Annotated in this window: 4 protein-coding genes and 1 pseudogene; 4 read left to right on the top strand and 1 reads right to left on the bottom strand. The window is 63.5% G+C overall.

The window, feature by feature from the left end:
- A pseudogene (locus Q0L57_RS07800) lies at positions 1-84 on the bottom strand (homoprotocatechuate degradation operon regulator HpaR); the annotation flags it as partial.
- Positions 85-272: 188 nt separating this feature from the next.
- Between Q0L57_RS07800 and Q0L57_RS07795 the strand changes: the two are divergent.
- The 4 genes from Q0L57_RS07795 to Q0L57_RS07780 form a co-directional block, all read left to right on the top strand.
- Positions 273-659, top strand: a complete 387-nt coding sequence (locus Q0L57_RS07795) for a 5-carboxymethyl-2-hydroxymuconate Delta-isomerase (RefSeq protein WP_296740621.1) — start codon at positions 273-275, stop codon at positions 657-659.
- 20 nt (positions 660-679) lie between these two features.
- Entirely contained in the window at positions 680-2,197 is a 1,518-nt protein-coding gene (gene hpaE, locus Q0L57_RS07790; protein ID WP_296740617.1) for a 5-carboxymethyl-2-hydroxymuconate semialdehyde dehydrogenase, read from the top strand.
- A 13-nt stretch (positions 2,198-2,210) separates the two neighbouring features.
- The gene (gene hpaD, locus Q0L57_RS07785; protein ID WP_296740614.1) at positions 2,211-3,191 is read left to right on the top strand and encodes a 3,4-dihydroxyphenylacetate 2,3-dioxygenase; all 981 of its coding nucleotides are present in this window, start codon (positions 2,211-2,213) and stop codon (positions 3,189-3,191) included.
- Positions 3,192-3,224: 33 nt separating this feature from the next.
- On the top strand, positions 3,225-3,822 hold a 598-nt coding region (locus Q0L57_RS07780; protein ID WP_296740611.1), incomplete at its 3' end, for a fumarylacetoacetate hydrolase family protein.

The following is a 3,822-nucleotide window of genomic DNA, read 5'->3' as shown; positions in this document are numbered from 1 at the left end:
CATCGGCCGGAAATGCGCCATGATCACTTCGCGGGCGCGAAGCAGGGCCATCGGCAGGGAGCGGCGCGTGCTGGGCGGTAGCAAGGTCAGGTCTCCAATTGCAATTTTCGCTTGCGACTCGGCACAAAATTCGACGGCTATCGAGCTATATCCGCGATTTTGACGGGACCGGCAATCCCGACGCCCGGTTGCCACAACGCCTAGAGAACGACGCTTGACATTCCGCCGTCAAGATGTAATTCACATGTTAATTACAAGGTGGAGGAGCCCCCTTGCCCCATATGGCGATCGAATACTCGGCCAATCTCGACGCGAAGGTCGACATGGGCGAACTCTGCGCGCTGGTCTCGCGCACCATCCTTGAGACCGGCCTGTTCGAGCCGGGCGCGGTGCGCGTGCGTGCTTTCCGGGCCGAAGCCTATGCGATTGCCGACCGGTTGGCTGAGAACGGCTTCATCGACATGAATTTCCGCATCGGCAAGGGCCGCAGTGCCGAGGAAAAGAAAAGCGCCGGCGAAGCGATCTTCGCCGCGGTCACCGATCATCTCGCATCGCTGTTTGCTACCCCGCATTTCGCGCTGTCGCTGGAGATCCGTGAGATCGACGCGGAGCTCAGCTGGAAGAAGAACGCCATCCACCCGCGCCTGCGCGCCAAGTGATCTAGAATAGGAAAGAAATCATGGCGGCTTTAGACGAGAATTTGAGGAAAGCCGAGGCGTATCTCGAACGCTTCCGCAAGGGCGGCGTGCTCAACCAGATCGGCGGCGAGGCGGTGCCGGCGGCGGACGGTTCGACCTATGAGACGATCTCGCCGATCGACCTCAAGCCGATCGCCAAGGTTGCCCGCGGCAAGGCCGCCGACATCGATCGCGCCGCCAAGGCGGCGAAGGCCGCCTTCAAGGACTGGGCGGCTATCTCCGGCGATGCGCGCAAGAAGCTCATGCACAAGATCGCCGACGCCATCGTCGCGCGCGCCGAGGAGATCGCCTTCGTCGAATGCATGGACACCGGCCAGTCGCTGAAGTTCATGGCCAAGGCAGCGCTGCGCGGCGCCGAGAATTTCCGCTTCTATGCCGACCGCGCGCCGGAAGCGCGTGACGGCCGCTCGCTCAGAGGTCCCGGCCAGCTCAACATGACGACGCGCGTGCCGATCGGCCCGGTGGGCGTGATCACGCCCTGGAACACGCCGTTCATGCTGTCGACCTGGAAGATCGCGCCGGCGCTGGCCGCCGGCTGCACGGTCGTCCACAAGCCCGCAGAACTGTCGCCGCTGACCGCGAGGCTGTTGGTCGAGATCGTCGAGGAAGCCGGCCTGCCCAAGGGTGTGTGGAACCTCGTCAACGGTTTCGGCGAGGATGCCGGCCGCGCGCTGACCGAACATCCCGATATCAAGGCGATCGGCTTCGTCGGCGAAAGCCGCACCGGCTCGATGATCATGCGCCAAGGTGCGGAAACGCTGAAGCGCGTGCATTTCGAGCTCGGCGGCAAGAACCCGGTCATCGTCTTCGCCGACGCAGACCTTGAGCGTGCCGCGGATGCGGCGGTCTTCATGATCTATTCGCTGAACGGCGAGCGCTGCACCTCGTCGTCGCGCCTGCTGGTCGAAGCCTCCATCCATGACAAGTTCACCGACCTAGTCGCGGAGAAGGCCAGGCGCATCAAAATCGGCCACCCGCTCGATCCCGAGACAGTGGTCGGTCCGCTGATTCATCCGGTCCACGAAGAGAAGGTGCTTTCCTACATCGAGATCGGCAAATCGGAGGGCGGGGTGGTTGCCGCCGGCGGCGGCAAGTTCGCCGGCCCGGGCGGCGGCTGCTATGTCAGCCCGACCCTGTTCATTGGCGCGACGAACAAGATGCGCATCGCCCAGGAAGAGATTTTCGGCCCGGTGCTGACCGCGATCCCGTTCAAGGACGAGGCCGAGGCGCTGGCTTTGGCCAACGACACGCAATACGGCCTGACCGGCTATCTCTGGACCTCGGACGTGACCCGCGCGCTGCGCTTCACCGACGCGCTTGAGGCCGGCATGATTTGGGTCAACTCGGAGAATGTGCGCCACCTGCCGACGCCGTTCGGCGGCGTCAAGAGCTCGGGCATCGGCCGCGACGGCGGCGACTGGTCGTTCGACTTCTACATGGAAACCAAGAACATCGCGTTCGCCACGGCGCCGCATTCGATCCAGAAGCTCGGCGGCTGACCGGAGACACACAATGGCCCTGCCCCAACCCAACCTCTACCCTGCCTTCAACATCGTGCGACTCAGCCATGTCGAGCTCGCCGTCACCGATCTGGCGAAGTCTCGCGCCTTCTATGTCGACACGCTCGGACTGCAGGTGACCGACGAGACCAGCGGCGCGATCTATCTGCGCGCCATGGAAGAACGCGGCCATCACTGCATCGTCTTGCGCAAGGCAACGACGCCGGAGGCACGTGAGCTCGGCTTCAAGGTGTTCTCCGACGAAGACCTCGACAAGGCGGAGCATTTCTTCAAGGCCAAGGGCCTGCCGGTGGAATGGGTTGAGCGGCCGTACCAGTCGCGCACCTTCCGCACCCGCGACCCGCATGGCATCCCGCTCGAATTCTATTCCAAGATGGAGCGGCTGCCGCCGATCCATCAGAAATACGCGCTATACAAGGGCGTGAAGCCTCTGCGCATCGACCACTTCAACTGCTTCTCGCCAAATGTCGATGAATCGGTGGCCTTCTACAACGAGCTCGGCTTCCGCGTAACCGAATACACCGAGGATGCCGAAACCGGCAGGCTGTGGGCCGCCTGGACGCACCGCAAAGGCGGCGTGCACGACATCGCCTTCACCAATGGCGTCGGCCCGCGCCTGCATCATGTGGCGTTCTGGGTGCCGACCCCGCTCAACATCATCGACCTGCTCGACCTGATGGCGACCACCGGCTATGTCGGCAACATCGAGCGCGGACCGGGACGGCACGGCATATCCAACGCCTTCTTCCTCTATGTCCGCGACCCCGACAATCACCGCATCGAGATCTATTGCTCGGACTACCAGACCGTCGATCCGGATCTCGAACCGATCAAATGGGACCTGAAGGATCCGCAGCGCCAGACATTGTGGGGCGCGGCGGCGCCGAAGAGCTGGTTCGAGGAAGGCAGCCTGTTTGCGGGTGTCGAGCCGCGAAAGTCCGACCTGGCCGCCTCGCCGATCGTGGCGCCTTGAGTTCATATTTTGCGATGACAGCGGAGTTTCAGCATGAGCATGGCGCGCCTCGCCACATTCACCGTCGGCGGCAAGACGCGCTACGGCGCGATCACGAACAGAGGCGTCGTCGATCTTTCCGCGCGCCATGCGCAATGGCCGACATTGCGCGAGGTGATCGAAGCCGGCGCTCTCGGTAAACTCGCTGAAGAGGCCGAAGGCCTCGCCGCGGATTTCAGCGTTGAGGATATCGCTTACGAAATCCCCATCCCCTCGCCTGAGAAGATCATCTGTGTCGGGGTCAACTATCCGGACCGCAACGAGGAGTATAAGGACGGGCAGGCGGCACCCTCCAACCCGTCGCTGTTCATCCGCTTCCCGCGCTCCTTCGTCGGCCATGGCGCGCCGCTGGTGCGGCCGCCGGAATCGCCGCAGCTCGACTATGAGGGCGAGATCGTCATCGTCATCGGCAAGGGTGGCCGGCGGATCGCCGAGGCCGATGCGCTCGGCCATATAGCAGCGCTGTCGCTCTGCAACGAAGGCACGATCCGCGACTGGGTGAGGCATGCCAAGTTCAACGTCACGCAGGGCAAGAACTTCGACCGCACCGGCTCGATCGGCCCGTGGCTGGTGCCGTTCACCGACGAGGCGC

The organism is Mesorhizobium sp. (assembly GCF_024509055.1).
GTDB lineage: Bacteria > Pseudomonadota > Alphaproteobacteria > Rhizobiales > Rhizobiaceae > Mesorhizobium.
The sequence above is the reverse complement of the archived record's forward strand: the minus strand, read 5'-3'. Positions and strand labels throughout refer to the sequence as shown.